This is a genomic window from Spiroplasma endosymbiont of Clivina fossor (assembly GCF_964031115.1).
Taxonomy (GTDB): Bacteria; Bacillota_I; Bacilli_A; order Mycoplasmatales; family Nriv7; genus Nriv7.
In genome coordinates, this window is record NZ_OZ035006.1 from 285,323 (window position 1) to 311,865 (window position 26,543).

Sequence of the window (26,543 nt, forward strand, 5' to 3'; positions counted from 1 at the left end):
ATATTCAAAGTTTTTCTTAAATTTGTTAAAACCACGATTAATCTTAACGCGATTATATTTTTTTCTAATTAATTTTGAATTTCTTTGGGAATGCATCACAATATAACTTCTTGACATTATTTTTTTCTCTATCTAAATACTGATATGGTTTTCCAAAGGAGCATTAGAATAAATCACACCATAATTGCTGTTAAGAATCAAAAAGCAATGTTTGCTTATTAAAAGCCAAAGTGTTTCTTGGGTTAAATCAATTTCTTTACCACCACTAATATGAGCCGGAATAATTGTAATTTGAATAAATAAATCTCAGAAAGTTTGTTTAATTTGTTCTCAATTAAATTCTTTTAAATTTACTGTCATTTTTTATCTCCCAAAAATCATTTTTATTGGTAAATACATAATTGAAATTAACGCGAAAAGAAAAGTGATGATAATAATTAATCCGGCAATAAACGCAACTTGTGCAGGCATTTTTTCTATCGGAACAAACAGTTTTAAAAATTCCATAATAATTTCTCAAAACATTATTTTTTATTCTCATTATTTTCTTTTGAATTAGGAGCTTTAACTCATTCTTCAAAGCGAGCAATAAATACTTTTTCGTCTTTTGTGAAATTACCAGTATTATTTTTAATGGCATTTTTATATTTAATTCGCATTTTTATTTTGGCATAAATTTTATAAGCAAAATACGCCAATAGCATTATGCAAATGATAATAAATATTATTTCAATCGCAATATTCATTTTTAAACTCCTTTAAAATAGTTATAATTTATATCTTTTTTATTGTTTTCTTTTTCAGCAATGAAGAAGCCTAATAATTCTTGGCCTTTAATTAACTTGGTTTCTTGTTCTTGTTGATTAATTGAAATTACTTGATATTTACTATCTTTTATTATTCCAATGCAAATTGAATTTTCGTATTTTCCTTTATAAACAAATCGCTTTGGAAACCAAATGCCGATTTGTTCATTAAATCATGGAATTTTTGGTGCTTTAATAAGCATTGCGTTTTGTGTTTCTTTTAAAAGATATTTTTTAGTATTTAAGAAAATGTTTTCAATGTTTTTCATAGTAAATTACCTTTCTTATTTGTTATAAACTAAGTTATATTAACTAAGTTAGTTAACTTAGTTTTTTAAACACTTATATATTGCAGATTTAAGTGTTTAACAAGCTTTGTTATTTAATTTTGTTTTTTAATTAGATAAAGATTTTAATAATTTTAAACTTAGCGCATACCCCTATATAGAAATTTCTACACTTTAACATCCGCATCCTACCCTTGGAACTAATTTAATAGCGTGTATATTTTTAGGAAATCCACCCCTTCATTTTTTTATTGCAAAATGAAACAAATTGCTATAGCTAATAGGATGTTATCTATCAACTGGTAAACTTCTTTTGGTTATGGCGACCACCCACAATTTATCGTGCTTTAATACATACCAACATTATTAATTCACTTGTATTTAATTTTCAAAGAACAAATTTTTAACACCTTATAAAATAAAAAGACAATCATTACTGACTGTCTTAATACTTATTCAAATCTTTTCCCACCTAACAAAACTTTACGCGTCCAGTAAACTAGGTTTTATTTTCAAAATTTGAAAATAAAACCATATTGTAAATAAATAATCTCGGTGCAACTATTTTCAGCACAAATCAAATATAAAAAAATATCGTTAATCAACGATATTTTTTAACTATTTAAATTTTTTAATAAATTCATCGTTAGGATTAAAATCTAATTCATCACTTAACTGTTGTAAAATCTTTTCTTGTTGTTTTGAAATATGCTTTGGAAAAGCAATTTCTATTTTAACAATAATATCACCGCGTTTTTTACTATTTAAAGGATGATAACTTCCCATTTTAGGAATCGTAAAAACAGCATTATTTTTAGTTTTAGGAAGAATTTTAAATTCGACTGTTTTCTCAAATGTTGGAACTTTAATGATTGTTCCTAACATTGCATCAATAAAGGATATCGGAATCGTAATTAATAAATCTAAATCATCACGCTGAAAAAAAGCATGCTTTTGAACTTCAATTTCAATATAAACATCACCACGAGATTGTCCTTTAAGCCCATAATGACCCTTTTCTTGAACACGCACTTTTTGTCCAGAAAAAATTCCTTTCGGGACATCAAGACTAATGGTTTCTTGTTTAGTAATAAACTTTTTACCTTTACATTGTAAACATTTATTTTTAATAACTTCACCAATTCCGTGACAAGAACGACAAGGTCTTTCTTGTCTAATAATTCCTAACATTGTTCTTTGCTCAGTAACTTCAATCCCCCGACCATTACAATTTGAACATTTCACAACATCTTCTGGTGTTTTAGTACCTGTTTGATGACATTCATCACAAGGAAAATTAACATTAACTTTAAACTGAATCGTTGTTCCTAAAATTGCATCTTTTAAACTAATAGTTTCGCGATAAAAGATATCTTCACCCTTATGTGCTTGTGAATGCCGTTGTCGTGTTCTTTGACCACCACCAAAAATATCACCAAAGAAATCACCAAAAACACTACCAATATCACCAAACATATCTTCAAAATTACCAAAACCTTGACCACCACTAAACATATTTGGGTCAGCACTGCCATATTGATCATACATTTGTCGTTTTTGAGAATCAGACAATACTTCATACGCTTCATTAATTTCTTGAATTTTAGCTTCAGCATCAGTTTGCTTATAAACATCAGGATGATATTGCTTAGCTAACTTACGATAAGCTCGTTTAATATCATCATTGCTCGCATTACGCGATAAACCTAATATTTCATAAAAGTCTCTCTTATTTTTAGTGTTCATTTTTTAACCCTACCTTGCTCATAAAATAATTCTTACTACAATGTGTAGTAAGAATTATTCATAATTTACTTCTTCTCATCACTAGATTCAACACCAGAATCATTAGATTCAGCATCAATAACATCATCTTTTTTATCATTATTTTCTTGTTCATTAATTTCTGGAGCTTCAGAATTAGCTTGTTGTTGCATAAACTGTGCTACTTGCATCATCATTTGTTCCAAGTCAGTCATTTTTTTCTCTAAACCAACATAATCTTCTTCTTTAATCAGTTTTTCAATTTCTGCTTTCATATCATTCATCGCTGTTTTTTGCTCTTCAGTCACTTTTTCTTTACCTTCTTCAATTCTCCGTTCAATATCATGTAAATAAGTTTGGGCTTTATTTACTAACTCAACATTTTTACGACGAGCTTCATCGGTTTCTTTATTAGCTTCTGCTTCTTCAACCATTCTTTTAATATCTGCTTCATTTAAACCTTCATCAGATTTAATTGTAATTGATTGTTCTTTATTATTTTTCAAGTCTTTAGCTTTAACCGCAACAATACCATTAACATCAATTGAAAATGTTACCTCAATTTGTGGTACTCCTCTTGGTGCTTTATCAATTCCTGATAATTGAAAACGACCTAAAGTCTTATTATCATTAGCCATTGGTCTTTCACCTTGTAAAACATGAATATCCACAGCCGGCTGATTATCATCAGCAGTAGAAAATACTTGTGACTTTGATGTTGGAATTGTTGTATTTCTTGGAATTAAAGGTGTCATTACACCACCTAAAGTTTCAATTCCTAATGACAATGGGGTTACATCTAGCAATAAAATATCTTTAACATCACCTGCAATAATTCCACCTTGAATAGCAGCTCCCAAAGCAACAACTTCATCAGGATTAATACTACGATTAGGTTCTTTCCCTAATATTTTTTTAACTGCCTCTTGAACAGCCGGAATTCTTGTTGAACCACCCACTAATAAAACTTGATCTAAATCATTAGCTTTTAATTTGGCATCATTTAATGCATTTTCAACAGGTTTTAAAGTTCGTTCAACTAATAATCTTGTCATTTTATCAAATTCTGCTCGTGTTAAAGTTTTTTGTAAATGTACTGGTCCTGATTCATTAGCTGAAATAAATGATAATGAAATTGTTGCTTGTAAACTACCAGATAATTCTTTTTTAGCTTGTTCTGAAGCTTCTTTTACGCGTTGCATTGCCAATTTATCTTTTGATAAATCAATACCAGTTTCTTTTTTAAAGTCAGCAACTAATCAATCAGTAATTATTTGATCAAAATCATCACCACCTAATTTATTATCACCTGATGTTGCTAACACTTGAAAAACGCCATCAGCTAATTCCAAAATTGAAACATCAAAAGTTCCGCCTCCTAAATCATAAACTAATATTTTTTGCTCTTTATTAACTTTATCAATACCATATGCTAATGCCGCTGCTGTTGGTTCATTAATAATTCGTTCAACTTCAAAACCAGCAATTTTACCAGCATTTTCTGTTGCTTGTCTTTGCGCATTATTAAAATATGCTGGCACCGTAATTACTGCTTTAGTAATTTTTTCACCAAGTTTCTTTTCTGCAAAATCACGCACATAACTTAAAATTTTTGCCGAAATTTCTTCTGGTGTATAGTTCTTACCATTAATATTAATTTTTTCCTCAGTTCCCATTTTACTTTTAATTGAAAAAATAGTATTAATATTCGCCACTGCTTGGTGTTTCGCACTATTTCCAATAAGAATTTCTTCATTTTTAAATGCTACTACCGATGGTACCGTTCTGGCTCCATCTGGAGTTTCAATTACTCTTGCTTCAGCACCATCCATAAATGCCACACAAGAATTTGTTGTTCCTAAATCTATTCCAATAATTTTTGCCATTTTATTTTTCCTCTTTCATTTCCATATTTTCTTGATTTTCTTCATTATTATTAATCATCTTTTCCTTTGCTACCTGTACGGTGGCAACTCGTAAAACCCGATTATATAAATAATATCCTTTTTGTAAAATTTTAATAATTTCATTTGGTTGATATTTATCACTTTCAACTTGTTCAATCGCATAATGCAAATGACCATTAAACATATCTCCAACTTTAATATCAATCTCAGTAACACCTTCATTAGTTAAAATTACTTTTAATTGATCAATCATCATTTCAAACCCTTGAAGAAAATTTTTAACATCAGCACTAACATTTTTTACATTTAATGCTCGTTCAAAATTATCCATAATTGGTAATAATTGCACAATCATTGCTTGCGAACGATACTTTCTAACTTCTTTAAGGTCATTATCGTATTGTTTTCTTGCATTATCTCAATCAGCTAAAGCACGAATTTTATCATTCTCACTTGCTTCTAATAACATTTTTAAATTTGTAATTTCTAATTGTAATTTGGTAATATCATCATCAATAATATCATCCGATGTTACACTAACATCAGTTAAATTTTGATTATCATGTTTTTTTTGTTTATCATTATTCATAATTTCTCTTATCCCTTTCTCTTAAAAACTCTCTTCAATTTTGCGTGATATTCAATCTAATAATTCTGACATCTTATCATAATCAATTCGCTTAGGACCAATTACCGCTAACTGTCCAATTTGCTTATTACCAGTATGATAATCAGTACTAATAACAGCAATATCATCTGTTTGTTTTCCTAGTTCATTGCCAATAAGAATATGAATATTTTCTTGATTATATTCTTGCTGTTCTTTTTCTGTTTTTATAAACTGTTTTCAAGGCGAATAATCTTCAATAAATCGGACAATTTCTTTAATTTTATTAACATCATTAAATTCAGGATTATCTAACATATATTGAAGCCCATGTGTTGAGTGTTCACGCTTTTTAAAACTAACTAAAGTATTAATAAATGACTGTAAAATATATTCATGTTTCAAAACTTGTTTTTCCAATATTGGTTGTAAAGCTTGCATTTTTTCTTTAATATTTTCTAATTTTGTACCAATTAAACGACTATTAAATAATTCAATCGCTAAAACTAAATCTTGCAAGGTGACATCGTTAATATTAAAAGTCTTATTAACAACATGTCCCTTTTCACTAATAAAAATTGCAACCGCATTTTCTTCACTAATAGGTACTAATTCAATTTTTTTCAAACAATCTTCTTGCGAATTAGAACCAATAACTACTGTAATCAAATTAGTCATCGCGCTTAATATTTCAGCTGTTTGTTCAATAATATCTTCAATAGCTAACTGCCGATTAGCAAAAATATTTTCTAATTGTTGCTTAATATCATTATCACCATTACGAACATCCATTAAATTATCAACATAATAGCGATAACCAAGTGATGCTGGTATCCGACCACTAGAAACATGAGTTTTTTCTAATAATCCTGTTTCTTCTAAACACGCACACTCACTACGAATTGTCGCTGAAGAATAAGGTAACTTATACTTTTCAATTAAGATTTTACTTGATACTGGTTGCGCACTTTGAATGTACTCATCAATAATAAACTTCAATATTTCTTTTTGTCTTATCGTTAACATAATTTCATTCCTACTTTTAGCACTTAATCTTGTTTACTGCCAATAATAAAATTATATAACAACTACTAGAAAAATCAATCATTAATTTAACTTTTCCTTACTAGCAATGATAATTTTATCATTCTTAACAGTTAATGAATAAATGCGATTTTCTTTAATATGGTCTTCAATAATTGACTTAGCAAGTAAATTTTCAATATGCTTTTGAATATATCGCTTAATTGGTCGAGCACCAAACTGCTGATCATAACCCTCTTCAAGAATTTTTTCTTTAATCTTATTATCAAAAATTAATTTAATATCTTTAGTCATTTCTAAACGATCATTCAATAATGTTAACTCTTTATCAATAATTTCTTTAATAATTTTTTCCGATAATGAATTAAAAATAACAATTTCATCAATCCGATTAATTAATTCCGGACGAAATGTTGTTTTTAATTTTTGCATTACCAATGCTTTACTGTCTTCTCTTGGTGATAATAAAAATTCCGAACCAAGATTTGAAGTCATAATAATAATTGTATTTTTAAAATCAATTATTTTACCATGCCGATCACTAACTATTCCTTCATCTAAAATTTGTAATAAGATATTAAAAATATCACTATGTGCCTTTTCAATCTCATCAAATAAAATAATACTATATGGATTTCTGCGAACTTTTTCTGTTAACTGTCCGCCTTGCAGATAACCCACATAACCCGGAGGGGGCCCAAGCAAATTACTTACCGAATGTTTTTCCATATATTCTGACATATCTAGCCTAATAATATTTTTTTCTGAACCAAATAAATATTCGCCAAGGGCACGAGCCACTTCAGTTTTTCCAACTCCAGTAGGACCTAAAAAAATAAATGAACCAATCGGTCGATTTGGATCTTTAATCCCACTTCTTGCTCTAATAATTGCATCACTTACTAACTGTAAAACTTCATCTTGACCTTTAACTCTAATTCGCAAATGCTTACTCAAATTAAGTAACTTATGTTTTTCACTTTCAACAAGGCGACTAACAGGAATCCCCGTTCATCTTTCAACAATATTAGCAACATCTTGTTCAGTAACATCTTCTTTTAATAATGCATTAATTTTTGTTTTATTAGTAATCTCATCCAATTTCTTTTCTAATTTTGGTAATAAACCATATTGAATTTCACCAGCACGGTTAAAATTACCTTTTAATTGTGTTTGTTCCAATTCTGTTTTTAATTGTTCTACCTGTAATCTAGTATCTTTAATTTCATCTAATTGTGCTTTTTCTTCATTCCAAACTAACTCTAAAGAATTTTCCTTCACTTTCAATTTTTCTAATTCTGCAATTAATTCATCTAATCGTTGTTTTGACTTATGATCCTTTTCCTTTAATAAAGCCGCCTTTTCAATTTCCAATTGCATTACTTTTCGCTTCACATCATCAAGCGGAGCAGGAATTGAACCAATTTCTGTTTTAATGTTGGCACACGCTTCATCAATTAAATCAATTGCTTTATCAGGTAAAAATCGATCACTAATATATTTATTAGCTAAATTAGCAGCAGCAACAATAGCATTATCATGAATTCGCACACCATGATATGATTCATAACGATCTTTTAAACCGCGTAAAATTGAAATTGTATCATCAACAGTTGGTTCTTTAATAAGTACTCTTTGAAATCTTCGTTCTAAAGCACCATCTTTTTCAATATATTCGCGATATTCATCCAATGTTGTTGCTCCCACACATCGCAGTTCACCACGAGCTAACATTGGTTTTAAAATATTTGAAGCATCAATTGCTCCCTGAGTTTTACCCATTCCCACAATTAAATGCAATTCATCAATAAACAAAATAATTTCTCCCGCTGAGGCTTTAACTTTGTTAATAACTGCCTTTAATCGCTCTTCAAATTCACCTTGAAATTTAGCACCCGCAATTATTGATGACATATCCAGTTCATAAATAATTTTATTTTTTAAATTACTAGGAACATCACCTTTAACAATTCTTTGTGCCAATCCTTCAATAATAGCTGTTTTACCAACTCCGGGTTCACCAATAAGTACTGGATTATTTTTTTGTTTTCGTGATAAAATTTCAATAATTCGTCGCGTTTCATCATCACGACCAATTATTGGATCAGTTTTGCCTTCAATATGCATCTCATTTAAATTACGAGCAAATTTTTCTAAAATCTTAGGGTCATTGCTGTAATTAGGTATTTCATTAATTTGCATATTTTTCAAACCTCCCCATTTATTTTAGCAGTCTACATACAAGAATGCTGATAAAATAATTATAGTATATTAGTTTGGCAATGTCAATAGTAGATTGCTAATTTTTTGTAGAAACCACAGATGTTTTGCACATTTGGTTTTTATAAATTATTTGGGGGTATATTCTTTTGGCAGTAATATTTTGTATTGAATGCGACAACGAAAGCTATGTCATTGGTAATAAAAATACAGTTGGAATCTGTAATTCTTGCGATGAAAAGGGTTTTTAAATTTTGTGGAAAACTATTAAAAGTTCAATATTTATAAAGGAAATAAATGTGGAAAACAATGTGGATAACTAAAAATTTGTTAATTGTATTAAAAATATTTTAAATTTGGAAGGAAAAAATAAATAATGTTTAAAATTAAATTAGTTAGTATAAAAAGAAAAATATTTAAAAATAAAGATGGTTCTACGATGTCAGGATATTCTGCCGAATTTTTGCGTTATGAAAATGACTTATTTGAGCCTACCGGCGAACAAAAAGCCTTATGAATTGATGATAACAATCTAGAGCAACAAGAAATTTATAAACTGTTAAAGGAAAATGTTAAATCATTTTTTAGTTGCGAATTAACTTTTGATAAAAACCCCAAAATCGTTAACTTGCAAAAAATTGAATTATCAAAAAATCAAAAAAACTTGTCCAGTTAATTGATAATCACTTCGGTCTGCGAAGCGGTGCGGAAGGCGTATGCCCCGCCCGCTAGCGGGTTAGTCGGCGAAGCCGACTATTACTTGATTAAATAACACAACTGGCGAAAATCTAAAACGGGAGCATAAAATATGAATTTACAACCTCAAAATCCGACTGATTTTTATATGAAAACAATTTATTACGGTCAATATATTCGTAATATTGTTATGCCTTTAGAACGCATCAAAGCAAATAACCGCAATGTTAGCGGTTTAAAAAATAAAGGTAATTGTGATACAAAACTGCTTAATAGTAATATTCGTGCAAAATCTAATGTTATTAGGAAGGCATATCATAATTTTTGAGACTGTAAAAAACTTACATTCTTAACTCTTACTTATGCTGATATTAATGAATTTGACATTAGAAAATGTAAGCGTGATTTAAATAAATTTTTTAAAAAATTAAAATATTGATTTAAAGTTAAAAATAAAAATATTAAGTATTTGTATACATATGAATATCAGAAAAGAGGCGTTATTCATTTTCATATTTTAATCACCGAAAAAATACCCCATAAAATTATTTTACAATTTTGACCTTACGGAATTAATAAAAATATTAGAGTTCGTGAAAACACTAATGAAATGGTTGTAAAATATTGCTCCAAATATATAACTAAAAATGTCCTGAATGAAAAATCATTAAATCAGTATGATTTAAATATCAAGGCTTATCAATTCTCTTATAACTGTCAAAACCCCATTACTAGAAAACAAATATTTACCGATACTTTGAATAATATTGTTAATAGAACCGTAAATTCTGAATTTGTAAAGTACTTAAAATCAAAAGTTAATAAATTTAAAACTAAAATGTGCGGAGCAATCTATGAATTTAAAAATATTAATTATGTAGGCTTTGAAAGTGAAAATTATACTTCGTTAGAAAGTTTAAGATTTAGAAATCAACTAAGAAAAACGAAATATTAGGAGTTAAAAAATGAAAGAAAAAATGCAATTAAAAATAAGAATTAAAAATTGATTTAAAAATCATTGGTTAAAAATATTGCTTAGCATTGTTTTTATCTTTATAAACTTAATACTTTGAGCTTTAACTTTATTGGATACTAAGTGAGTAATGGGAACAAATGGTGAATTTATTGATTTTATTGAAAAAGATATGTATAAGTTTTTTGGTTTAAATACCGCAATTATGTTGCTTGGATTGTTTGTTTATTGATTTGGTAGTGCGATATTTATTGCTTTTCAAGTTGAAAAATTAGTTTGACTTATTGTTAAGAAGATTAAGGAAAAAAGAGCTTTGAAAAATAAAACTTTAAATAGAAAGGAAATTGAAAAATAATGGCAATATTTAGTCTAATATGTTTTATCTTATTAACCTTATTACTTGCTTTTGCTGTCGCTTGGGGTTTATGGCGTTGAATGAATGATGTTAAAAAGTATGGTAAACAAGCAAAAGAAATTAAAGGGGATTTTAGCAAAAAAGAAAAACGCTTCATTGTTAAATTATCTTATTTAACTGAAAAAAATGAAAAACAAAATCAAGAAATCCAAACGAAAGGATAAAGCAATGTTAAAAGATGTAATTATTAAATTAATTGAATTAATTTATCCAACTGCCGATTTACCGCCCCAAGTAGTATTTTTGTTCTCAATTCTTGTAATCATTGTGTTATTTGCCAGTTTCATTGGGATTCTCTTTCTTCCGATTAAGTGTTTATTTCAATGTTTCTAGTTGTTTGAAAAGATTTAAATTGAGAACAAATTAAACAAACTTTCTGAGATTTGTTTATCCAAATTACAACTATTCCAGCTCATATTACTGGTGGTAAAGAAATTAATTTAACTGAAGAACCGCTTTGACTTTTAACAACCAACATCGCTTTTTGATTACTAACAACAGTTATTATCTTATTTATGTTGATTTTATTTTATAAAGTTAAATCTTATTTTTGTTAATAAATATAGGATAAATATTTTGAAAAGAAAGGGGGTGATTATATGTTTACAACTTTCTTAGCTGATGCACCAGTAGCAATTACTGGAAAACAAGCCATTAGTAATTTGTGAGATAGTATGGTAGGACTTTTTGGAAAAATCTGAAGCGACATTATCAGTGGGCAAATGCCATTAGTAGTAGATTTCTTTGCTACTTATTGAATTTTTTTATTTCCGGCAATTGTTGGATTATTCTTATTTGCTTTTGGAATGTTTGAAAAACTACTATTAAGAGTTCGTTAATAGTAATTAAAAAAAATAAAGGGGTGCGATAATGTTTAAATTTCTAAAAAATATCTGTGAAAAAATTAATGACTTTGTTAGCTTAAATCGCACTTTCTTTATTATTTCTTGATATTATTATGCTTTTCTTGTTGTTATTAATCCACAATATTGAGTTTCATTTTTCCATATCATTGGTATTATTTTAAATTGTTTAATTTTAATTACTAAATTTATGCAATGGGTTAATCGTAAATCCTTTATTAACTTTTTATTCAAGTCGCCATTAAATATTGTGATTGGTTCATTGGGAACTGGTAAAACGGCTTTATTAGTTTTTGCTTCGAAACTTTTAGGTAAGAAAAAATGAAAGACGGCTTCAACTTTTCCAATTTTAGACCAACAAATGTTATCTTTAGGGCATATGTCGTTATTGGATAGTGAATATCCGATATTAGAAGAAAAACATTTATTGTTATGAGATGAAACGAACTTGTTTTTAGAAGGAACGGATTATAAAGAAAATGATAAATCAACTCAAGGTTTACAAGAATATTTTGCTCTAGTTAGACATTTTGGTCATATTGTTTTAGCGAGTGGACAACGACCTGAACATATTTGGGTTAAAGTCAGAGATATTGCTAATTCGGTTATTGTTGGTATTACTAAGAAATCAGTTAATATTTTTCGCCCCTACTTAAAAGTTATCTATGGCACTTTTAAATCTGTAGAAGAATACGAACGCTGACGCACGAGTTTAATTGATGCTAAAAATAATAAAAAAGGTCGTAAAACTAAATATCGTAATATTCCGGAATTAGATATCTACTTTTTTAAATTAAAAATTCCAATGTCCGTCTTAGAGTGTTATGACAACAAGTATTTATCTTTTTTACGCCCGGTTGCTAATCGCATTGTTGTTGATACTTATGAAGATAAATTTTATGAAACTACCGAAGTTGATTTAGAAATACTAAAATACCTTAAAATGGAAAAATTTAGTCGTATTATGGAATTACTAAAAAGTAATTTGAAAGATAGGAATTAACTATCATATTATTTTAATCTAAGAAAGGATACTTAATTATGGCAAATCTAGAAAAAATGGCATCATTTTTTGCAGATATTATTTATAAAGTTTTTGATTTAATTTGAAGTATGACTATTCCCGGCACCGGAATTCGGATTATCATTATTCCTTTAATCTCTTTAATTGCTAACTTTGTCTTTGTTGCTATTTTAGGTATTGGAATGCAAGCCAAAGAAAGTTATAGAAAGGCAAGAGCTAATAAATCTGTTAAAGAGTGAGGTAAAAAATAATGTTTAAACTAGTTATAATTTTTCTTTTAATTACCGTTTTTTCTATTTTTGCTTTTGATGAATTTCTTGGTTTATGGCGTTTTGTAAATGAAGGGTTGGAATATTTTAATAAAGTTATTGTGGCTAACAGTGAATTTCTACAATTATTTAAACCAATGATTAGATTATTTTCACAACACCCAATTTTTATTATCATTGGAACAATTGGCATTTTATCAACAATATACTTTATTTTAAGAAGTTAAACGCAAAAGAAAGGACAAATAGATATGTATAAATTTATGTCGTGGTTGGTTATCGCTTTTATTGGTTTAGTCCCTCTAGGTGCTTTCTTTGATACAAAACAATCACCAAATCCTATTATGGAACAATCCTTTATGAAACGAGAAAAACGAGCCACCAATCCTGCTCAATGTGGAGATAGTTGTGATTTGGAATTTGGTAAAATTTTGAATAGTAATTTTACGAGTTCTACTAGCAATGATTGAGGCGGATGATTAAATATTAGTTCTATTAAAAATGAATTACCTTTTGATGTTTCTAATTCTGCGGAACCTTTAACTTCTTATAAACCGATTGATGGTTTTAAAGACATTCGCATTTTTTATGAGCGTAATGGTAAAAGTGAAAGTAATAAATATACTATTGATAAAATTGTTAATGTTAAAATTACATTTTCTAAAAATAAAGATTTAGGTTTTAGTCAATATTTAATAACTTCATTCTTTGCTGAAATGCCGTCTCTACCTGAGAAAGATAAAGAGCAACCGTTACCCTCAGAAATAACCAAAAAGGATGGTGAATATCAGTATAATCAGTTTCAAGATAAATTAGATTATTTAATGGTACAACGGCGAGATTTTGATAAATTTAATTACTCTTATCTTTATTGAGTCCCAATTTTTAATTTCTTTGATGATAATTTTAAATACATGAGTGAAATGTCAATTAAATTAAATGGTTTTAAACAAAATAGTAAATTTACTTTAATTCGCAGTTTTGAATCTGAAAACTCGTTATATTTTTTTGATAGCTTAGAATTTTCTAGTTTTAGTGATGTTTTTAGAATTGAGATTTCTTTAGGAATGGTTACTTTTTATTTAAATGATAAACAATTAATTAAATTTATTTGAAAGAAAGGTTGAACTGAAGATTTTATTAATGTTTTTTTTGGACAAATTAGTTATTATGATAATACTTTTCATTTTCTACGCTATGATGATAAATTAAAGATTGATTTTAAAGATTTTATGTTTTTTTATTTAAAAGATTTGACAAGTAAATATTATTTTAATTTATTTGATAAAATTTATAAAATTTTAGGTGGTTTTTTTACACAATTCTTTTATGCTAGTTTTGATATGGATGCTTCTACTTATGTAGAATTAGATTACAAAGGAATGCAACAAATTCCTAAAAATGTTTTACAAATGGGTTTTTTCTATCGTTCCTTAATTACTTTTTATCCCAAACAATATTTAATTAACTTTGGTTCAACAGTAGAAAATAGTAAGAATATGATTTTTCGTTCCTATTTTTTTGTTAAAGATAAACAAATTGCCAATGGTTTTAACACCGGTAAAAATTCTTATCAAATAGATTTTAATGTGTTAAAAGCGTATGATAACCAATTATGAGATGCCACTAGTAATAAACTACATTTTTACAATGCCAAAGTTGATGTGATGTATGGAATTAATATTTTTACGCTAACTTTTCCACTATATAAAAAGAAAAATGAAAGTACTGAATATCATTATTCTTTATACGATTTTAACATTTTGAATTCAACAGCTTTTATTGGCGGTGGAATAAGTGGTAATATGGATGACTTAATTCCTACGCCCAACTGTTCTTATTGAGGTTTATTTAGTGCCATATCTTGTGGCATTCAGCACGCTTCTGTTAGTATGTTGAACTGATTACTTGGTCTTTCAGGGATTAATCTTTTAATTCGCCCCCTTGCGGATATTGCTAAAACAACGATTAATTTTACCAAAACTGCCTTTCCGGTGTTTGAAGTTGTTCCGGCATTTAAATATCTTTTTGAATTTTTAATTCCCCTAGCAATTTTATTAATAATAATTAAAAAGTTCTCTTAAATATTTCCAATATTTTTATATAAAATATAATTCCTTTGAAAGGAGGATTTTTCTTTATGCGAAAATTTTTATCAGCTTTAAATTTAGTATGTATAATGTTTATTTCTGGGTGTAATAGAGGTAACAATACTCTAATTACTGATAATGCAAAAAAATATGAATTAAACTTTATTGAAATTTTGAATAGTAATTTTACGAGTTCTACTAGCAATGATTGAGGCGGATGATTAAATATTAGTTCTATTAAAAATGAATTACCTTTTGATGTTTCTAATTCTGCGGAACCTTTAACTTCTTATAAACCGATTGATGGTTTTAAAGACATTCGCATTTTTTATGAGCGTAATGGTAAAAGTGAAAGTAATAAATATACTATTGATAAAATTGTTAATGTTAAAATTACATTTTCTAAAAATAAAGATTTAGGTTTTAGTCAATATTTAATAACTTCATTCTTTGCTGAAATACCTAATAAAAATTAGTAATTTAATAAATATTATTGAAAATCGTATTTTTGTAATACGGTTTTCTTACTTTAAGGAGTTTTAAAAATGAAATATGTTATTTGCCAGGCTGATTTAGCCGATTTAAAAACAAAAGTCCAAAGTTGATTAAGAACAATTTATAATCACAAACATTATCACAAAACTAAAAAACGAGTTACTAGTTATTTAAATTTATGTAATCAATTTTATTTAGAACCAATAACTTTAAATAAATTAATAAAAAAGCATTTTCATGGTATACGAAATACATTTTATCAATGAGCTAATAAAATTCTTACTGCTTATCAAAATGATGATTTTAATAGTTTAATTTTTAAATATACAAAACCTAATAAAATTAGTTATCAATATGATTTAAATTCTCGTGAAAAAGTATGCGATTTATATTTTAATTACAAAAATCTTCAAGCCGGCGGAATGTGGTCTTTATTTAACAATTTAAAAATGGGTTTTCACGATATTGAAAATTCAAAAATTCCGAAAAATATTAAAACCTTTTATCGCTGAATTAAATCTGACTCTCGATGAAAAGAATTAAAACAACAAATAAAGCAAACGAAACGCCATTTTAAGCGTTATGAAGTATCCGATATTGGTCTTTTACAAATGGACGCCAAAATAATTACTACATCAAATTTTCCGGTTGATAAAAAGTATTACATTTATGATTTTATTGACGAAATAACACGCATAGTATTTGGTTATGTTTATGATAGTTTAGGAACCAATAACGCGATTAACGCTGTGCAAAGAGCAATGAAAGATTTTAGCGCGCTTGGCATAACCATTAAACGCCTTCGCACTGATAATGCTCCTGAATTTATAACTACTAATTGAAGTAATAAAAAAGCATACAAAGTAAAAGAAAGACCTTTTACGGCCTTTCTTTCAAGGAATGGGGTTATCCATGAAACCACTCCAATTCGTTCGCCACAAAGTAACGGTAAAATTGAGCGGTTTCATCAACATTATACTAAATTATTTTATGTTAAGGATAAAAAACTAAATCAAAACGAACTACAACATTTCTTAAATCAATATTATTACTATTACAACTTCCAACGCTGTCATTCAGCATTACAAAATAAATCGCCATTTCAAAAATTACAAGAATTAATAAATTAATTTCCCCCTTTTTAATGTTTTTCTTGATTGTACTAAACATCTGTGGTATATTACAAGATTGCTAATTTTTTGTAGAAACCATATACATATGACAAGATTTTGGTTTCTACAAATTTGCTTTTAATTAATAGACTTCTTGCAAAATTAATATGATAATTATAATTTTTAAATTTAAAATAAATATAAAAGTGTTATTAAAATAATTTTTAGATTATTTTTACAAATATTTTGTCATTAAAACATAATAAAAATTATTATTTACAATAAAAAAAGACTGAAATTTTAAATTATCAAATATATTTAAACTAATAGTTGTAAATTATAAATTGAAGCTATTAAATTAAATCTTAAAGCAAATCTTTTTCTACGATTTCGATATTTTTCACTAATAATTTTAAATTTTTTAAGTATAGCAAAAACATTTTCAATAACAATTCTCATTTTTGAAATTCGCTCATTATTTTGCTTTTCTTCTTTATTTAAAGGGTTTTTCTTTGATTTTCTTTTAGGAATTAAAACATTATGATTAATTTTTTGTATGCCTTGATAACCTAAATCCACTAAAACAGTTGTTTCTGGTAAAAATTTAATTTTTGAATCTTTTAAAATTTTAAAGTCATGGTTTTTACCATAAGAAAAATCAGAACTAATAATTTTTTTACTATCTTTTTCAATTATAACTTGTGTTTTTATTGTGTGTTTTTTCTTTTTTCCTGAGTAGTGCTGTTTTTGTCTTTTTTTGGGCGTTGGATTTGGCTTTCAGTTACATCAATTATAACAGTCTTATCTTTGAAATAATCTTTTAATAGTGATTTTTGACCAGTAAGTTGTTGAAAATTAGGGTGTTTTATTAAAGTGTCTTCAATTCATTTGATATTTCTATAACAACTACTTTCACTAATATCATAACTTTTTGCAATATGAAAATAAGTTCTATATTCTCTTCAATATTCTAAAGTCATTAAAATACGATTTTCTAATGATAATTTATTGGTTCTTCCGCGACGAAATCTCTTTTTTAATTCTTCTATTTTTAAAATTTCTAGCATTTTATTAAAAGTAGTATGTTTAATACCAGTTAATCTTAAAAAATTTTTATCACTTATTTGATTATTTTTTTTAAATTTCATTTAAATTCCACCTTTTTATTAAAAACAACAATTCAATTATATTTTAAATTAATTTTGCAAGAAGTCTAATAAATAAATACGAGCTCATTTATTTATTACAAGAAATATAAGGTTAAATTAATATTTATTATTTTTAGTTATGCCTTGTATTTTTTTGTGCCTTGATAGTAATAAACTAAGTTAATTAGTAAACGAAGTTTACTAACAAATTTTGTTAAACATAAATGTTTAAAAAAATAAATATTTAACTTAGTTAGATAACTAAGCTAAATATAACTTAGTTTAATATAACTAAATATTGTAAGGATGGTATGTATATGAGAAATATTGAAAATATTTTTTTAAATACTGAAAAATATCTTTTAAAAGAAACACAAAATGCAGTACTTATTAAAGCACCAGCAATTCCGTGATTGTATGAATCTACTGGTATTTGGTTTTCGAAACGATTTGTTTATAAAGGAAAATATGAGAATTCTATTTGTATAGGAATAATTAGAGATGGTGAATATCGGTTAGTTTTTATTAATGATAAAGGTCAAGAGTCTAGTTTGATTTTAGGTCATGAGTTGTTAGGTTTTTTTGTTGCTGAAAAAGAACATGATAAAAAGGTTGTAAGTTTTGATTATTTTAAAAATTCATTTTAAAAATGTTTTACGGTGTTTTAAGAATAGGGGTAAATAAAAAAATATTTTAGTTAGTTTTTATGGTGTTTAAACGGTGCGGAAAGCGTATGCTCCGTCCGTTAATTATCTATGTTAGTTGAGTTATTTAACTAAGTTATTGCAATTTTTTGAGGAGTTTTAGAAATGAAAATGTGAGTTAATGTGGATGAGTCTGGCAAAGATTATTGTCAAGAGTTTATATATTCTATTAATAAAAAAACTGGATTAGAACAAAAAATTTGAGCGTCTAAATCTGCAGTTGAATCTGTTAGAACTGATTTAGTCGGTGATAATTGACTTTGTGTTGATATTGCATATTAAAAGATTAGAAAATTAAGGAGAAAAGAGAAAGATGAGTATATTTGGATTAGTATTTTTTACGATTTTAACATTATTACTAGCATACTATATTGCGGTTAATATTTATCGGTTTTTTAAAGATAAAAAGAAATATGGTAGTGAAGCAAAACAGTTGCCAAAAGATTTTACTTATTCACAACGAATATTTATTGCAAAGTTTAAACGAAATTTGTTAGAACAAGATGAAAAAGAAATTAAAAAGTAGGTTTAGAAAATGTTTAAAAAAATAATTATTGAGTTAATTGAATTAATTTATCCAGCTGCCGATTTGCCACCCCAAGTTGTATTTTTGTTTTCAATTTTAATAATTGTAATGCTCTTCTCAGCAATTATTTTTCTACTCTTTTGACCTTTTAAGCGGTAATTATTATGTTCTTAGTTGCTTGAAAAGATTTAGATTGAGAAATGACAAAATTGTATTTTTGAGATTTATTTATTCAAATTAAAATTATTCCGGCGTGAGTTTCTGGTAAAGAAATTGATTTAACCAAAGAACTACTTTGACTTTTAATAGCGAATATTGCCTTTTGAATGGTATTAGTATTCATTATCTTATTTATGGTTATTTTATTTTATAAGGTTAAATCATATTTTGTTTAGAAAGGGGGTGATTATATGATTGGAACTTTCTTAACAGAAGTACCAGCAAAAATTACTGGCGAACAAGCGGTTACTAACTTATGAAAAGCATTAATTACAGCGTTCGGTAATATTTGAACTGATATTATTGGTGGTAATATGCCAAATGTCGTTAATTTTTTTGCTACATATTGAGTTTTCTTGCTTGGTGTGATTATTGGTTTATTTTTAATTGCTTTCAAAATGTTTGAAAAATTAATGCCTGGCAGATAGTAATAAAAATAAGGAGAGTGTGATTTAAGTGATGCTATTGTTTAAAAAAACAAATTTAAGATTATATGATTTTGTCGCTTTAAATCGCACTTTATTTATTATTGCGTGATTTTATGGTGCGATTTTGCATTATTATAATCCCCAAAGTTGACGAATGTTATTTGATATTATTTACTTATTAATTGCTTTGTATATTTTATATACTAAAATTTCTCATTTCTTTGCTCGTCGAAGTTTTATTAATTTCTTATTAAATTCACCTTTAAATTTAGTAATTGGTGCTTTAGGAACTGGAAAAACCGCTTTAATGGTTTTAGCTTCTTACTTATTAAGCGGTTGAAAAACGATTTCTACTTTTCCGATTACAGATAAACAAATGCTTTCATTAGGGCATATGTCACTTTTAGATTATAATTATCCAATTTTAGATGAAAAACATTTACTGTTATGAGATGAAACTAACTTATTTTTAGAAGGAACTGATTATAAAGAAAATGATAGAGTAACCCAGGGTTTACAAGAATATTTCGCTTCGGCTCGCCAATTTACCCATATCGTATTAGCAAGCGGACAACGAGCCGAACATATATGGGTTAAGGTTCGCGATATTGCGAATTCAATAATTGTTGGTATTAGAAAAAAACCGGTTAGTATCTTTCGACCCTATTTACAAGTTATTTATGGCACTTTTAAATCGGTAAGCGAATACGAACAATGACGATTAACTCTGATTAATGCTAAAAATGATAAAAAAGGTCGCAAAATTAAGTATCGTAGTATTCCGGAATTAGACATTTATTTCTTTAAATTGAAAATTCCGATGTCAATTTTAAACCTTTATGATAATAAATATTTATCTTTCCTGCGTGAATTAAGTAATCGTGCTTTGAATGATAATTATAAACATAAATTTTGAAATGATAATGTAATGGATATTGAAGCATTAGAATATTTAAAAATGGAGAAATTTAGCAAGATACTTACTAAGTTAAAAAATAATCTAAAGAAGAAAAATAAGTAAAGGAGTTTAAAAAATGGAAAACTTAGAAAAAATGGCTAGTTTAATTGGCGATATGTTTTATAAAGTTTTTGATTTAATTTGAACTTTAACGATTCCGGGAACAGATATTCGTATTATTATTTTTCCGCTAATTATGCTTGTGGTAAATCTTGTAATTGGTGGCATTTTAGGTATTCATATTGAACGACCAAAAGTTGGTTTTCGTAAAAAATATCGAAAATCAGTTGCTAATTGAGGAGCTAAGAAAAAATCATCTAGTGGTCCGATTAAGAAATTTAGTGGTAATAGCTCTAAAAATAGACCGTGAGTTAACCAACATGGACGGCGAATAAAAAGGTAGGTTTAGAAAATGTTTAAATTAATAATATTATTTATTCTTGTTGCTGTTTTTTCTATTTTTGCTTTAAATGACTTTTTAGGTTTATGAGCCTATGTGCGTGAGGGTTTAGAATATTTTAATAAAGTTTTATCAAATAATATTAAAATTTTAGATTTGTTTAAACCAATGATAAGGTTATTTTCCCAACATCCGATTTTCCAAATTTTAGGAACGATTTGTATTTTATCAACAATATATTTAATTTTAAGGAGTTAAAAAATGAAGAAGTTAAAGAAAATATTAAGTATTAAATGATTTAAAAGCGTTTTAGGTTTTATGCATTTTTTTATTATATTTCATACTGTCATGGTTATAATTTGAGTATTTTTAACAAAAATTCGAACTAACACAGATGAGTTTTTTAAAGATTTTATATTGTTTGATTTTCAAAATGTAGTTCTTAAGGTGTATTTTTGATTATTAATCGTTTATTTGTTAATAACTGGTATTAAGTTAATTATTAGGGGTTATTACTTTAATAAAGTTTTTAGAAAGCATCAGATGCAAGTTGTTAATTGCGAATGTCCACAACATAATCATTATAAATTTTCTGATGCTTTTAAAGCGATAAAAAATAGTTTTAAGGCGTGATGAGATGCATAAGATTATTTCTTGATTTATTGTAATGTTTATTGGTTTAGTTCCTTTGGGTGCCTTTTTTGATACAAAACAACCACCAAAACCTAATATGGAACAATTTTTTATGAAACGAGAAAAACGAGCTACAAATTCCAGTCAATGTGGTAATAGTTGTAATTTTGAGTTTTCTGAAATTTTGAATAGTAGTTTCACTCCTTCAACTTATAATTTAAAAGACGGATGATTAGATGTTGCTTTTGTTAAAAATCAATTACCTAATGATTTGGGCCCTGTTGGTAATTATATTTATTGGTCTATCGTAAAAACTGTTCGTGATTTTTATGAAAAAAATTTTACTAGTATTGAACATAATGAATATTATATTGATAAAATCATTAATGTTAAGATTACATTTACTAAAAATAAAGATTTAACTTTTAGTGAATATTTAATAACTTCATTTTCTGCCGAAATGCCTCCTTTACCAGAAAAAGATAACGAACAACCATTACCGACCACCATAACTAAAAATGATGGTGAGTATCAATATAATCAGTTTCAAGATAAACTTGATTATTTAATGATACAACGCCGAGATTTTGATAAATTTAATTATAGTTATTTATATTGAGTCCCAATTTTTAATTTCTTTGACGATAATTTTAAATATATGAGTGAAATTTCAATTAAATTAAATGGTTTTAAACAAAATAGTAAATTTAATTTAAGTCGCAAAAATTCATATCCTAAACCTGATATGATGGAAAAAGTTATTTTTAGGGAACTTTCCTTTTCCAGTTTTGGTGATGTTATTACTATAAAAACTGAGCATGGTAGCATTGTGGGTTATAATGAGTTTTTAGAAAATGGTAAATCAATTTTAAAATTTGGGTCACAAACAAGTTTTGGAATAGATTTTATTAATACCTTTTTTGGACAAATCAATTATTATGGTAATACTTTCCATTTTTTACGCTATGATGACAAATTAAAGACTGATTTTAAAGATTTTATGCTCCATTATCAAAAACATTTAACTGTTGATTTTATTAATGGTTTATTTAATAAAATTTATAAAGTTTTAGGTGAATTTTTTGTACAATTCTTTTATGCGAGTTTTGATACAGATGCCTCTACTTATGTAGAATTAGATTACAAAGGAATGCAACAAATTCCTAAAAACGTTTTACAAATGGGTTTTTTCTATCGTTCCTTAATTACTTTTTATCCCAAACAGTATTTAATTAACTTTGGTTCAACAATAGAAAATAGTAAGAATATGATTTTTCGTTCTTATTTCTTTGTTAAAGATAAACAAACTGCCAATGGTTTTAATACTGGTAAAAGCTCTTATCAAATAGATTTTAATGTATTAAAAGCGTATGATAACCAACTATGAAACGCTACTAGTAATAAACTGCATTTTTACAACGCTAAAGTTGATGTGATGTATGGAATTAATATTTTTACGCTAACTTTTCCACTATATAAAAAGAAAAATGAAAGTACTCAATATCATTATTCTTTATACGATTTTAACATTTTGAATTCAACGGCTTTTATTGGTGGGGGCATAAGCGGTAATATGGATGATTTAATTCCTACACCCAATTGTTCTTATTGAGGTTTATTTAGTGCAATATCTTGTGGTATTCAACACGCTTCTGTTAGTGTATTAAATTGATTACTTGGTCTTTCTGGGATTAATCTTTTAATTCGCCCCATTGCCGATATTGCTAAAACAACGATTAATTTTACCAAAACTGCCTTTCCGGTATTTGAAGTTATTCCAGCGTTTCAGATGTTATTTGAATTTGTAGTACCATTAGCAATTTTGTTAATGATATTAAAAAAGTTTTCTTAAATGTTTCTAATATTTTTATATAAAATATAATTCCTTTGAAAGGAGGATTTTTATTTATGTGAAAATTTTTATCAGCTTTAAATTTAGTATGTATAACGTTTATTTCTGGGTGTAGTAAAAATAGCAATGATTTAAAAAAATATGATTTAGAATTTGTCGAAATTTTGAATAGTAGTTTTACTCCTTCAACTTATAATTTAAAAGACGGATGATTAGATGTTGCTTTTGTTAAAAATCAATTACCTAATGATTTGGGCCCTGTTGGTAATTATATTTATTGGTCTATCGTAAAAACTGTTCGTGATTTTTATGAAAAAAATTTTACTAGTATTGAACATAATGAATATTATATTGATAAAATCATTAATGTTAAGATTACATTTACTAAAAATAAAGATTTAACTTTTAGTGAATATTTAATAACTTCATTTTCAGCAGAAATGCCTTATTAACTTTAGTAATTTAATAACCATTCTTGAAAATCGTATTACAAAAAATACGATTTTCTTAATTTAAGGAGTTTAAAAATGAAATATATTATTCCCCAAGCTGACTTAGCAGATTTAAAAGCAAAAGCACAAAGTTGATTAAGTGCCAATTGCCGTAATCCTTATTACTATAAAACTAAAAAACGCATTACTGCCTATTTAAATTTATGTACTTATTTTTATATTGAAGAAACTACTTTAACAAAACTTATTAAAAAATATTTTAAGAACGCAACGAAAACCTTTTATCGTTGGGCACAAAAAATTATGACCGCTTATTATTCTGACAATTTAGATTTGTTATTGTTTAAAACTACAAAACCACAAAATCTTAATTATCAATATAGTTTAAATTATCGCAAAAAAGTATGTGATTTATATTTTGATTACAAAAATCTTCAAGCTGGCGGAATGTGGTCTTTATTTAACAATTTAAAAATCGGTTTTCACGATGTTAAAAATTTAGAAGTTCCGAAAAATATCAAAACTTTTTATCGTTGAATTAAATCCGACCCTCGTTGAAAAGAATTAAAACAGCAAATCAAACAAACAAAACGCCATTTTAAGCGTTATGAAGTTTCTGAGATTGGTCTTTTACAAATGGATGCCAAAATTATTACCACATCAAATTTTCCGGTTGATAAAAAATATTACATTTATGATTTCATTGACGAAATGACACGCATAGTATTTGGTTATGTTTATGATAGTTTAGGAACCAATAACGCAATTAATGCCGCACAAAGAGCAATGAAAGATTTTAGCGAGCTCGGCATAACAATTAAACGCCTTCGTACTGATAATGCTCCGGAATTTACCACTACTAATTGAAGCAATAAAAAAGCATATAAAGTAAAAGAAAGGCCTTTTACAACCTTTCTTTCGAGGAACGGAATTGTCCACGAAACCACGCCGATTCGTTCGCCACAGAGTAACGGTAAAATCGAGCGGTTTCATCAACATTATACCAAATTATTTTATTCTAAGGATAAAAAATTAAATCAAAACGAACTTCAACATTATTTAAACAAATATTATTACTTTTATAATTTTGAACGCCATCATTCATCTTTAAACAGTAAAACGCCTTTTCAAACATTGCAAAAATTTTTAACAAAGTAGTTTCTAGAAGTTTGAATAATTATTTTTTATAAAATATTTAACTTATTGTTACAATCGCTATTAAATTAAATATTTCTAGAATTAAAAGATTTTTTTAATTTTAATTATTTACAATTTTAGCAAAATTTATTCCTAAAACAGTTGTTAAGTGTCTATCAGTGGCTCCAGCACTATAAAGATAACTATAAACATAAATATTTAATTTTAATTCTTTATTATTTTCAATTCATAATCCTATTTCAATATCACAATCAACATCATATGAAGCAAATCAATATTGATTTGCTTTAACTAAAGTTCTTCAATATGCTTTATCACTACTATTGTTATGATTTATATCAACATTATTTAAATTAATTTTAATATCTCCAAATTTATCTTTCCCTACATTACCAAAAGTTTCTGGTGAATTTTCTTCTCCATAAGTGTTAATTATAATGTAAGGATATTTTTCTATAAATGAATTTCAATCAGAAGCATATTTAGTAAAATCTACTATATTTAATGTTTTCTTATCATTAAACCTTAAAGTATAACTTCAACTAGCGTCTCCAGTTCTACCATAATAATAATCATATTTTACTATTATATCATTATTAGCTTCTACTAAATAAGGACTTGTTGCTCGTTTTTCTCGTTTCATAAAAGATTGTTCTATTTTTCTTGGGGCATTGCCAACAATACCCGTCATTCCACTTCCAGCTATTGTTATTGTTCCTATAATTCCTAGTAATTTTTTCATAGTTAATCAAATTCCTTTCGTGAATTTTTACTAATTAATAAAATTTATAACACCTTTACCTTTCTCCAAAAAAATCTTAGTCTGGAATCTACTTACTTTAGAATTTCATTATAAACTATTTTTAAAAATTTTCTGTATTATTTTATAATTTATTATCCCTTTTTTAAAAAACCCTCTTGTACTTGTCATAAGTCTGTGGTATATTACAACCTTTTTTAAAAAACCTCTTGTGTTTGTCATAAGTCTGTGGTATATTACAACCTTTTTTAAAAAACCTCTTGTGTTTGTCATAAGTCTGTGGTATATTACAAGATTGCTAATTTTTTGTAAATCACACACAGTTATTAGACTATGCTTCTCTTAATTGATTTCATCATACCATATTTTGTATTATTAAAATTAAAAAAAAAAAATTAATTTTATTCACAATAAAAAATATTTAATTAAAAATTAACCAAATTAAAAAATTTTTCACGAGTTTCTATGTTTTTTAAATAATTATTTTGCAATAATAAATTTATTTAAAGTTTCAAATGGAGTTTTGTAATTCAAGCTTTTATGTTTTCGCTTGAAATTATAAAATGCGTACCACTCATTTAAATGAATTTGTAATTGTTTAACATCAAATTTTATTTCAAAACCACATTTTTTAAACCAAAATAAACTTTTAATTTTGTCGAAAACTCTTGATATTTATTGAATATACTTAATTTTAGGTATATTTTTAATATGATAGAGGTGGATAATAATT

The 26,543-nt window shown here is 26.8% G+C and carries 36 protein-coding genes; 24 read left to right on the forward strand and 12 right to left on the reverse strand.

Going from position 1 to position 26,543, the window contains the following annotated elements; all coding sequences use genetic code 4:
• Positions 1 to 132: 132 nt before the first annotated feature.
• The 8 genes from AAHM82_RS01905 to AAHM82_RS01940 form a co-directional block, all read right to left on the reverse strand.
• The gene (locus AAHM82_RS01905) at positions 133 to 360 is read right to left on the reverse strand and encodes a hypothetical protein (RefSeq protein WP_342264370.1); all 228 of its coding nucleotides are present in this window, start codon (positions 358 to 360) and stop codon (positions 133 to 135) included.
• A gap of 164 nt (positions 361 to 524) precedes the next feature.
• Positions 525 to 746 (reverse strand): hypothetical protein, encoded by a 222-nt coding sequence (locus AAHM82_RS01910; protein WP_342264371.1) that lies wholly within the window; start codon positions 744 to 746, stop codon positions 525 to 527.
• 2 nt (positions 747 to 748) lie between these two features.
• Complete coding sequence (locus tag AAHM82_RS01915) at positions 749 to 1,075, reverse strand: hypothetical protein (protein WP_338967555.1); 327 nt, start codon at positions 1,073 to 1,075, stop codon at positions 749 to 751.
• Between the two features lie 636 nt (positions 1,076 to 1,711).
• A complete protein-coding gene (gene dnaJ, locus AAHM82_RS01920) occupies positions 1,712 to 2,839 on the reverse strand; it encodes a molecular chaperone DnaJ (protein WP_342264372.1) in 1,128 nt (375 codons plus the stop codon).
• 65 nt (positions 2,840 to 2,904) lie between these two features.
• Entirely contained in the window at positions 2,905 to 4,743 is a 1,839-nt protein-coding gene (gene dnaK, locus AAHM82_RS01925) for a molecular chaperone DnaK (protein WP_342264373.1), read from the reverse strand.
• Position 4,744: 1 nt separating this feature from the next.
• Positions 4,745 to 5,353, reverse strand: coding sequence for a nucleotide exchange factor GrpE (grpE, locus tag AAHM82_RS01930; RefSeq protein ID WP_342264374.1), 609 nt, complete (start codon positions 5,351 to 5,353; stop codon positions 4,745 to 4,747).
• A 21-nt stretch (positions 5,354 to 5,374) separates the two neighbouring features.
• A complete protein-coding gene (gene hrcA / locus AAHM82_RS01935) occupies positions 5,375 to 6,397 on the reverse strand; it encodes a heat-inducible transcriptional repressor HrcA (protein ID WP_342264375.1) in 1,023 nt (340 codons plus the stop codon).
• 81 nt (positions 6,398 to 6,478) lie between these two features.
• Positions 6,479 to 8,617, reverse strand: coding sequence for an ATP-dependent Clp protease ATP-binding subunit (locus AAHM82_RS01940; RefSeq protein ID WP_342264376.1), 2,139 nt, complete (start codon positions 8,615 to 8,617; stop codon positions 6,479 to 6,481).
• Between the two features lie 394 nt (positions 8,618 to 9,011).
• Between AAHM82_RS01940 and AAHM82_RS01945 the strand changes: the two genes are divergently transcribed.
• The 12 genes from AAHM82_RS01945 to AAHM82_RS02000 all read left to right on the forward strand — a co-directional run bounded on the left by AAHM82_RS01945 (position 9,012) and on the right by AAHM82_RS02000 (position 16,590).
• On the forward strand, positions 9,012 to 9,311 hold the full coding sequence (locus AAHM82_RS01945) for a hypothetical protein (protein WP_338966814.1): 300 nt from the start codon (positions 9,012 to 9,014) through the stop codon (positions 9,309 to 9,311).
• Positions 9,312 to 9,443: 132 nt separating this feature from the next.
• The gene (locus AAHM82_RS01950) at positions 9,444 to 10,286 is read left to right on the forward strand and encodes a rolling circle replication-associated protein (protein ID WP_342264377.1); all 843 of its coding nucleotides are present in this window, start codon (positions 9,444 to 9,446) and stop codon (positions 10,284 to 10,286) included.
• Between the two features lie 10 nt (positions 10,287 to 10,296).
• Positions 10,297 to 10,659, forward strand: coding sequence for a hypothetical protein (locus tag AAHM82_RS01955; protein WP_342262683.1), 363 nt, complete (start codon positions 10,297 to 10,299; stop codon positions 10,657 to 10,659).
• A complete protein-coding gene (locus tag AAHM82_RS01960) occupies positions 10,659 to 10,883 on the forward strand; it encodes a hypothetical protein (RefSeq protein ID WP_338968370.1) in 225 nt (74 codons plus the stop codon). Before AAHM82_RS01955 ends, AAHM82_RS01960 begins: the two co-directional genes overlap by 1 nt.
• A 159-nt stretch (positions 10,884 to 11,042) precedes the next feature.
• The gene (locus AAHM82_RS01965) at positions 11,043 to 11,276 is read left to right on the forward strand and encodes a hypothetical protein (protein ID WP_338966808.1); all 234 of its coding nucleotides are present in this window, start codon (positions 11,043 to 11,045) and stop codon (positions 11,274 to 11,276) included.
• A gap of 42 nt (positions 11,277 to 11,318) precedes the next feature.
• A complete protein-coding gene (locus AAHM82_RS01970) occupies positions 11,319 to 11,558 on the forward strand; it encodes a hypothetical protein (protein WP_338966925.1) in 240 nt (79 codons plus the stop codon).
• A 31-nt stretch (positions 11,559 to 11,589) separates the two neighbouring features.
• Positions 11,590 to 12,585, forward strand: coding sequence for a hypothetical protein (locus tag AAHM82_RS01975; protein WP_342264378.1), 996 nt, complete (start codon positions 11,590 to 11,592; stop codon positions 12,583 to 12,585).
• A gap of 38 nt (positions 12,586 to 12,623) precedes the next feature.
• Positions 12,624 to 12,857 (forward strand): hypothetical protein, encoded by a 234-nt coding sequence (locus tag AAHM82_RS01980; RefSeq protein WP_338967708.1) that lies wholly within the window; start codon positions 12,624 to 12,626, stop codon positions 12,855 to 12,857.
• Positions 12,857 to 13,102 (forward strand): hypothetical protein, encoded by a 246-nt coding sequence (locus tag AAHM82_RS01985; protein WP_342189582.1) that lies wholly within the window; start codon positions 12,857 to 12,859, stop codon positions 13,100 to 13,102. Before AAHM82_RS01980 ends, AAHM82_RS01985 begins: the two co-directional genes overlap by 1 nt.
• A gap of 36 nt (positions 13,103 to 13,138) precedes the next feature.
• Complete coding sequence (locus AAHM82_RS01990; RefSeq protein ID WP_342264379.1) at positions 13,139 to 14,959, forward strand: hypothetical protein; 1,821 nt, start codon at positions 13,139 to 13,141, stop codon at positions 14,957 to 14,959.
• Positions 14,960 to 15,015: 56 nt separating this feature from the next.
• Positions 15,016 to 15,441, forward strand: a complete 426-nt coding sequence (locus tag AAHM82_RS01995; RefSeq protein WP_338968428.1) for a hypothetical protein — start codon at positions 15,016 to 15,018, stop codon at positions 15,439 to 15,441.
• 69 nt (positions 15,442 to 15,510) lie between these two features.
• Positions 15,511 to 16,590 (forward strand): integrase core domain-containing protein, encoded by a 1,080-nt coding sequence (locus AAHM82_RS02000; RefSeq protein ID WP_342264380.1) that lies wholly within the window; start codon positions 15,511 to 15,513, stop codon positions 16,588 to 16,590.
• A gap of 300 nt (positions 16,591 to 16,890) precedes the next feature.
• Here AAHM82_RS02000 and AAHM82_RS12725 read toward each other — a convergent pair whose 3' ends face one another.
• Together AAHM82_RS12725 and AAHM82_RS12730 are read right to left on the reverse strand one after the other, a co-directional pair.
• Positions 16,891 to 17,283, reverse strand: a complete 393-nt coding sequence (locus AAHM82_RS12725; RefSeq protein ID WP_342264845.1) for a transposase family protein — start codon at positions 17,281 to 17,283, stop codon at positions 16,891 to 16,893.
• Positions 17,280 to 17,720 carry a transposase family protein gene (locus AAHM82_RS12730; RefSeq protein ID WP_342263396.1) on the reverse strand — a complete coding sequence of 147 codons (441 nt, stop codon included), beginning with the start codon at positions 17,718 to 17,720 and terminating at the stop codon, positions 17,280 to 17,282. The genes AAHM82_RS12725 and AAHM82_RS12730 overlap by 4 nt, the downstream gene beginning before the upstream one ends.
• A 317-nt stretch (positions 17,721 to 18,037) precedes the next feature.
• Here AAHM82_RS12730 and AAHM82_RS02010 point away from each other — a divergent pair, with 317 nt between their 5' ends.
• From AAHM82_RS02010 to AAHM82_RS02065, 12 genes are all read left to right on the forward strand, one after another.
• The gene (locus AAHM82_RS02010; protein WP_215826203.1) at positions 18,038 to 18,367 is read left to right on the forward strand and encodes a hypothetical protein; all 330 of its coding nucleotides are present in this window, start codon (positions 18,038 to 18,040) and stop codon (positions 18,365 to 18,367) included.
• Between the two features lie 162 nt (positions 18,368 to 18,529).
• A complete protein-coding gene (locus tag AAHM82_RS02015; RefSeq protein WP_339023814.1) occupies positions 18,530 to 18,706 on the forward strand; it encodes a hypothetical protein in 177 nt (58 codons plus the stop codon).
• 31 nt (positions 18,707 to 18,737) lie between these two features.
• Complete coding sequence (locus tag AAHM82_RS02020; RefSeq protein WP_215825617.1) at positions 18,738 to 18,950, forward strand: hypothetical protein; 213 nt, start codon at positions 18,738 to 18,740, stop codon at positions 18,948 to 18,950.
• A gap of 200 nt (positions 18,951 to 19,150) precedes the next feature.
• On the forward strand, positions 19,151 to 19,345 hold the full coding sequence (locus tag AAHM82_RS02025) for a hypothetical protein (RefSeq protein WP_342264381.1): 195 nt from the start codon (positions 19,151 to 19,153) through the stop codon (positions 19,343 to 19,345).
• Between the two features lie 15 nt (positions 19,346 to 19,360).
• Positions 19,361 to 19,597, forward strand: coding sequence for a hypothetical protein (locus tag AAHM82_RS02030; protein WP_342264382.1), 237 nt, complete (start codon positions 19,361 to 19,363; stop codon positions 19,595 to 19,597).
• 37 nt (positions 19,598 to 19,634) lie between these two features.
• Positions 19,635 to 20,618 (forward strand): hypothetical protein, encoded by a 984-nt coding sequence (locus AAHM82_RS02035; RefSeq protein ID WP_342264383.1) that lies wholly within the window; start codon positions 19,635 to 19,637, stop codon positions 20,616 to 20,618.
• A gap of 13 nt (positions 20,619 to 20,631) precedes the next feature.
• A complete protein-coding gene (locus AAHM82_RS02040; RefSeq protein ID WP_342264384.1) occupies positions 20,632 to 20,958 on the forward strand; it encodes a hypothetical protein in 327 nt (108 codons plus the stop codon).
• A gap of 9 nt (positions 20,959 to 20,967) precedes the next feature.
• Positions 20,968 to 21,213, forward strand: a complete 246-nt coding sequence (locus AAHM82_RS02045; RefSeq protein ID WP_338967003.1) for a hypothetical protein — start codon at positions 20,968 to 20,970, stop codon at positions 21,211 to 21,213.
• A gap of 189 nt (positions 21,214 to 21,402) precedes the next feature.
• Positions 21,403 to 21,600, forward strand: a complete 198-nt coding sequence (locus AAHM82_RS02050; RefSeq protein WP_342264385.1) for a hypothetical protein — start codon at positions 21,403 to 21,405, stop codon at positions 21,598 to 21,600.
• Entirely contained in the window at positions 21,593 to 23,440 is a 1,848-nt protein-coding gene (locus tag AAHM82_RS02055) for a hypothetical protein (protein WP_342264386.1), read from the forward strand. The genes AAHM82_RS02050 and AAHM82_RS02055 overlap by 8 nt, the downstream gene beginning before the upstream one ends.
• A gap of 56 nt (positions 23,441 to 23,496) precedes the next feature.
• Complete coding sequence (locus tag AAHM82_RS02060) at positions 23,497 to 23,892, forward strand: hypothetical protein (protein ID WP_342264387.1); 396 nt, start codon at positions 23,497 to 23,499, stop codon at positions 23,890 to 23,892.
• A 75-nt stretch (positions 23,893 to 23,967) separates the two neighbouring features.
• Positions 23,968 to 25,050: an integrase core domain-containing protein gene (locus AAHM82_RS02065; RefSeq protein WP_342264388.1), complete on the forward strand. Its 1,083-nt coding sequence runs from the start codon at positions 23,968 to 23,970 to the stop codon at positions 25,048 to 25,050.
• Between the two features lie 100 nt (positions 25,051 to 25,150).
• On the opposite strand, the gene AAHM82_RS02070 is transcribed toward AAHM82_RS02065, so the two are convergent.
• Both AAHM82_RS02070 and AAHM82_RS12735 read right to left on the reverse strand, forming a co-directional pair.
• Positions 25,151 to 25,792 (reverse strand): hypothetical protein, encoded by a 642-nt coding sequence (locus tag AAHM82_RS02070; protein ID WP_342264389.1) that lies wholly within the window; start codon positions 25,790 to 25,792, stop codon positions 25,151 to 25,153.
• A gap of 498 nt (positions 25,793 to 26,290) precedes the next feature.
• The gene (locus tag AAHM82_RS12735) at positions 26,291 to 26,485 is read right to left on the reverse strand and encodes an integrase core domain-containing protein (protein WP_425289046.1); all 195 of its coding nucleotides are present in this window, start codon (positions 26,483 to 26,485) and stop codon (positions 26,291 to 26,293) included.
• Between the last annotated feature and the right edge of the window lie 58 nt (positions 26,486 to 26,543).